The organism is Pauljensenia sp. C0254C2 (assembly GCF_056583835.1).
Genome location: NZ_JBWPJO010000025.1, coordinates 1 through 5,462, shown reverse-complemented (window position 1 = coordinate 5,462; position 5,462 = coordinate 1). Strand labels below are relative to the sequence as shown.

The following is a 5,462-nucleotide window of genomic DNA, read 5'->3' as shown; positions in this document are numbered from 1 at the left end:
CAATGGCTTCAGCTGGAACAAGCACTTCAACAGGAACGTCCAAGAAGCCAGCTGTGCGCCAAAGTGGGGGGGAATACCCAGTGGGGGGAATATCCAAAGTGGAGTGGACCCTGCCCTTATCGGACCTTCCAGCCTTATGCCCGCTGGCGACCCCAGTGTTTACAGGGCCTGACCAGGTGTAAGGATAGGTGACGGTCTCGGCGCCGTTGTGAACGACCTCGAGGTAGTTCGTGCAGAACAGATCAACCGCCCTGCCATCGGCGTCGTATCGACGCGAGAAGCCCAAACGCCGACGAGCGGGGCCCGAAACTGAAGCTTCGGACCCCGCTCGATTGCGCAACTCCTGTCCATGAGGAGTGGCGTGTGATGGAGGCTCAGGCCTCCTGGAGAGCTGCCTTCTCTTCCTCGCTCAGGCGCGCGATGCCGATGCCGGTCGCGCCCCACAGGAGGGCGAAGCCGATGGCGATCCAGTTGCACACCGCCCACGGCAGGTACGAGAGCGTCGCGACGCCGAGCGTGCCCGCCATGTAGGCGCCAGCAGACGTCCAGGGGAGGATCGGCTCCCACAGGGTCGCCGAGTCCTCGATCGTGCGCGAGAGGTTCTTCGGGTCGAGGCCGCGCTTCACGTACTCGCCGCGGAGCATCTCGCCCGGGATGAGGAGGGAAACCTGGCCGTTCGAGGTGATGCCGATCGTCGCGAGGCCCGTCGCGATCGTCGCCGCGATGAGGCCGAAGGTCGAGCGCACCGGCTTGAGGAGCTTCGAGATGAGGACGTCGAGCGAACCGGAGACCGAGACGACGCCGGCAAAGGTGATCGCGCAGAAGCAGATGAGCAGGACCGACATCATCGAGTTCATGCCGCCGCGGTTGAGGAGGCGCGTGACGTCCTCGATGACGTTCTCGGCGTCGAAGCCGGTCTTGCCGACCATTTCGACGTTGAAGCCGTTGACGCCTGCGACGACCGTGTCCTTGAAGGAGATGCCCTGGAAGACCACGGCGTTGAACATCGCGACCGCGCTGGACACGAGGATCACGGGGATCGTCGGCTTCTTCCACATCGAACCGCCCAGGACGATGATCACCGGCAGCAGGAGCAGAAGGTTCCAGTTGAACGCCGAATCGAGGGTGCTGAGGATCGTGTTGACCTTCTCGGGGACCTGGCCGCCGGACATGCCGAGGCCGAAGAGGAGGTAGACGACGGCCGCCGTGAGGAAGGAGGGGAGGGTCGTCCACAGGAGGTGGCGGATGTGCGTGAAGAGGTTGACGCCGGTCGCCATCGAGGCGATGTTCGTCGTGTCCGACAGGGGGGAGAGCTTGTCTCCGAAGTAGGCGCCCGACACGACTGCGCCGGCGACCATCGCGAGGTTCGCGTCCATGCCGACCGCGACGCCCATGAAGGCGACGCCGACCGTGCCCGCGGAGCCCCAGGAGGTGCCCGTGCACAGGGAGACGATCGCGGTGACGACGAGGGCGATGACCGCGAGGTACTGCGGGTTGATGATCTTCAGGCCGTAGTAGATGAGCATCGGGATCGTGCCACCCGCCATCCACGTGCCGATGAGGAGGCCGACCGAGATGAGGATGAGGATCGCGGGCATCGTCTTCGCGATCTTCTCGGCGACCGAGCCCATGATGTCGTCCCAGGTGTAGCCGAGGCGCCATGCGACCAGGCCCGCGACGACCGCGGAGGCGATGAGGAGGGGCTCGACGGGGAGTTCGGCGAAGATGTAGCCGCCTCCCAACAGGACGATCAGCGTGATGACCGGGACTGCGGCGAGGAGCAGGCTCGGAGTCCTGCGCTCGGCCTTCGTCGGAGTGGTGGGGGTTGTCGGAGACATCGTTGTCCTTTCGATGGGTCGTCAGTTCCTCGTGAGTGCCCCGGCGAGCCGGGTGATCCCCTCGAAAAGTTCTTGGCGGGGGAGTGCTGTGTTGATGCGGAAGAATCGATCGTATGCGGGACCGAAATCGGGTCCCGGGCTGACCGTGACGGAGGCGGTGCGCTCGGCGCGCACGAGGTCGGCTTCGGAGCCGATGTACGCGGAGGCGTCGATCCACAGGAGATAGGTGCCGTCCGGGTCCGAAACCCTCGCCTCCGGCAGGAGGCGCGCGAGGAGGGACCTCGCGGCTTCGAGGTTGGCGTCGATCTCCTTCGCGAGGGCGTCGACCCACGCGTCGCCCTTCGTCCACGCGGCGATGGCCGCGGGGATGGCGAAGTAATTCGGGTTGTGCAGACCCATGCGCCTCTTCGCCGCCTCGAGCTCGGCGCCGAGGGGCCCGTGGACGCAGATCGCCGTCGCTTCGAGGCCCGCGATGTTGAAGGTCTTGCCTGGAGAGGCGCAGTGGACGATCCGTCCGCTCATCCACAGGTCCTTCGCGACGCGGGCGAGGGCCGAATAGCGCTGCCCGCCGGGGCGCTCGAAGTCGCAGTGGATGTCGTCGGAGAGGACGAGGGCGCGGCAATCGCGCAACAGGTCGGCGAGTCGGCGCTGCTCGTCGACGCTCCAGATCCTGCCCGTCGGATTGTGGGGGTTCGTCCACAGCAGTAGGTCCGCGTCGGCGAGCGCCTTCTCGAGGGCCTCCCAGTCGATCGAGGCGGAGGCTGCGGTGTCGCGCATGGGTACGCGGACGAGATCGGTGCCCGCGCGTTCGCACACCTCGAGGAGGGGCGAGTAGGCCGGATCGAGCGTGACGACGCGGACCGGTCGATCGTCTCGCGGCAGGACGTGATCGACGAGGGCCGCGACGCACTGGACGACTCGGGGGAAGAAGTGGACGTCCTCGACCTCGCAGGACCATCCGTGGCGACGGCTCATCCACGCGGTCGCGGCCTCGGCGAAGTCGTCGAAGACCTCGGTGTAGCCGTAGGCGCCGAGGGCGGCGGCGTCAGCGATCGCCTCTCGGACCTCGGGGCAGGAGACGAACTCCATGTCCGCGACGGACAGGGCGATCGCGTTCTCGCCGAGGTCCTTGGCGAGCAGATCCCATTTCGCCGAATGCGTGCCCCAGCGCGACAGGTGCCGGCTGAAGTCCTCGTTAGGAGCGGTCATCATTCCCCCTCAATCTCGTTGAGGTAGTTGTAGATAGTGAAGCGCGTGCACGCGAGGGCGTTCGCCGCGGTCTCGGCGGCGTCGCGCAGGAGGAAGAAGCCCCTCGCTTTGAGGAGTCGGACGACCTCGACCTTGTGTTCCTTTCTCATCTCGTCGACGGGAACCCCCGACTCTGCAACGGCCCTTGAGAGGAGGAGTGTCGCGAGTTCGTCGACGTCTCTAACGAAGACTTCGGTCGTCGCCTGCTCCTCTTCGGCGGAAATTGGGAGCGAGAGGCCCGCGAGCGCGCCCGTGAGGGAATGAAGGACCTCCCAGCCGGAGATGTCACGGTTGATGCACAGGGCGGCGACGGGCTGGTTGGTCGAGTCGCGGATGATGGCGGTTGTTGAGAGAAGCTCCTTACCGCTCGGAGACGTTGTCCGGTATCCGATGCTGGTGCGCAGATTTCCGGAGGCGACGGCGTCAAGGAGCTTGTCGGTCGCCGGATCGCCGATCGATCGACCGGTGACATCGCCGCCAATCGCGACGATTGAGTTCGGGAGCCGAGTGAGATCGTGAACGATGATCTCGGAGGGGCCGACGAGTGTTGCTTTCATTGGTTCAACCAGCTGTTGAAGGGCGGAGATAATCTGATCGTGTTCGTTGAGCTTCGACGATGAAGCGGTCATGGAGAACCTCCGGTTTTGACGCTTTAATTCGTTCATTATAGCGACCAAATAGGTCCGTGTCAACAAACTGTTGAAAAAATTGTGTCTGCGCTTCGTTGCCCAGCCCTCTTATTGCCTTGTCACCTCCCCGGTTTTATGCGGTGTGTAGACAGAATGGGGTGTAATTCTGCGCAAAAACTTGACAGCTGGGGGGTGAGAGGCTTGCCTCTAGCGGCTAATGTGCATGCGTCGTGTCGCAGGCGTGGTTATCGCGAAATCTTATCGAACACGGTGTGAACAGTGTGAATTGAACCCCTGGAGGAAAAATGTCAATCAAGAAGTTTGGTGTAGCCCTTGCGGCTGGCCTGGTCGCTATGGCGTGTGCAACGCCTGCGGCGCTCGCTGCGGATGCGGTCAAGGATGCCGAGGAGAAGGTGAGAAGCGCGCAGGCTGATGTCGATTGGTTCTGCACTGAGGGTACTGACTACTACGACATGGCGGGCTGTGCGGATGCCCAGGCTGCTCTCGCTGCCGCGCAGGCGGAACTTGAGGCCGCTAAGGCTGCCGCCCCGTCTGGCGATGTTGCCTCTCCGGTCCCGGACCAGACGAAGGCTAATCTCGCAGACGCGAAGCTTGATGCCCAGTACTTCTGCGCTGAGGGTACTGAGTACTACGATTTTGTCAAGTGCGCTGACCTTACTGCACGGATCAAGGATCTTGAGAAGAAGGACGCCGAACTCGATGCCACTTGGTTCTGCGCTGAGGGTACTGAGTACTACGACATGGTGAAGTGCGCGGACGCGCAGGCGCGTCTCGGCGCTGGCTCTGGCGTCAACCCCGGGACAAACCCGAACCCCGGGACAGACCTGAACTCCGACCCAACCGTTACCCTCGAGAAGAGCACCGTGAAGATCGGCGAGAGCATCGAGATCGTCGGAACGGGCTTTACTGCCGGTCATGAGATTAGCGCGGTTCTCCACTCCGATCCGATCACGATTGGTACCGCAGTCGCGGACGAGAGCGAAGTCGTGCGCTTCTCGTACACGATTCCCGCGACGACGCCGATCGGATCCCATGAGATCATTCTCACCGATGCGACGATCGGGGTCAGCGCCAAGGCGCCTCTCACCGTCGAGGCCGCAACGGCCAAGGCCGAGGCCGCAACGGCCAAGGCCAAGGAGGCTAAAGGTGGCCTTGCCAAGACCGGTGCGACCTTCGCTCCGCTCATGGGTGTGGCTGCCGCCATCGCTCTCGCGGGTGGCGTCATGGTCGCCCGCAAGCGCGCCTGAGTTTCATCTGAGCGGGTTGCTCCCCTCTCTGAACCTGAACCTGTGGCCCCGATTCTTCGGAATCGGGGCCACAGGCCTTGTGGGAAACCTTCGAGACGGGTGTTCTGCAGGGCACGACGTGCGTGTTCATCATTCTTGGAACGACTGCTCCTGAGGTGAATGGACTAGTTGTGCTGTTCGGAGTAATTGGTTAATTGTGTGATGGGGGTTTGTTGTCGCAGGCCTGAGTGGGGTTTGTGGTGATTGGGGAAGTGAAGCCAGTCGTCCAGGGCATCGCATCGTTGTTGTTCGCAGGTGTAGTGCGTCGAGTGAATTGGTCTACGACTCGTAGTCGTTCGTCAATCGTCCTCACTGATAGAGAGCGCGGACATCTCTACGGTCCATAGTCGAGCTAGCTGTTCAAAGGGAATAACAGTTTTGAGCATGATTAAAGTTTCGGCCATTAGCATTGACAAGCATGCCCAATTGTTGAAAAAACC

General features: G+C 62.7%; 4 protein-coding genes. 1 reads left to right on the top strand and 3 read right to left on the bottom strand.

All coding sequences use genetic code 11. The features are described 5' to 3' along the window. Nucleotides 1-374 precede the first annotated feature (374 nt). From nhaC to AC1DA5_RS10450, 3 genes are read right to left on the bottom strand one after another with little or no spacing between them, the layout of a single operon-like run. Entirely contained in the window at nucleotides 375-1,838 is a 1,464-nt protein-coding gene (gene nhaC, locus AC1DA5_RS10460) for a Na+/H+ antiporter NhaC (RefSeq protein WP_058236030.1), read from the bottom strand. 21 nt (nucleotides 1,839-1,859) lie between these two features. Next, complete coding sequence (locus AC1DA5_RS10455) at nucleotides 1,860-3,050, bottom strand: MalY/PatB family protein (protein WP_319803193.1); 1,191 nt, start codon at nucleotides 3,048-3,050, stop codon at nucleotides 1,860-1,862. Next, nucleotides 3,047-3,715 carry a helix-turn-helix transcriptional regulator gene (locus AC1DA5_RS10450; RefSeq protein ID WP_058236031.1) on the bottom strand — a complete coding sequence of 223 codons (669 nt, stop codon included), beginning with the start codon at nucleotides 3,713-3,715 and terminating at the stop codon, nucleotides 3,047-3,049. The genes AC1DA5_RS10455 and AC1DA5_RS10450 overlap by 4 nt, the downstream gene beginning before the upstream one ends. A gap of 305 nt (nucleotides 3,716-4,020) precedes the next feature. Here AC1DA5_RS10450 and AC1DA5_RS10445 point away from each other — a divergent pair, with 305 nt between their 5' ends. Beyond that, on the top strand, nucleotides 4,021-4,983 hold the full coding sequence (locus AC1DA5_RS10445) for a hypothetical protein (RefSeq protein WP_058236032.1): 963 nt from the start codon (nucleotides 4,021-4,023) through the stop codon (nucleotides 4,981-4,983). The last annotated feature ends 479 nt before the right edge of the window (nucleotides 4,984-5,462 follow it).